General features: G+C 41.2%; 1 protein-coding gene. It reads left to right on the forward strand.

Features of this window, described 5'->3' with window-relative positions:
• Positions 1–267, forward strand: a 267-nt coding sequence (locus H3V04_RS09450) for a hypothetical protein (protein WP_198188394.1), incomplete at both ends; no start/stop codon positions are given.

Consider the following 267-nt stretch of genomic DNA (forward strand, 5'->3'; position numbering starts at 1 on the left):
GTGCGTTACGTTTTAAAAACGGTAAACGCTACTACCGAATAGGGGGCCCGATAAAGCAATACCTAAAGGCTGGTAATGTTGGAGCAGTAATTGTCTCACCAACTGAAGAAACTACTGTGACGGCAATTGCACAGTTAGGTACAGCGATTTATGGTACTAAAAAAGTAAAAATTGCGAAAGCTGGTACTAAATTTAAAGTAGATCGTTTAGAAACTGGATCACCCGCTGCATATATTATGAATCAAAGAGGGCAGTTCGTGCCTGAGC

Source organism: Bifidobacterium sp. M0353, assembly GCF_016100645.1.
Classification (GTDB): Bacteria; Actinomycetota; Actinomycetes; order Actinomycetales; family Bifidobacteriaceae; genus Bombiscardovia; species Bombiscardovia choladohabitans.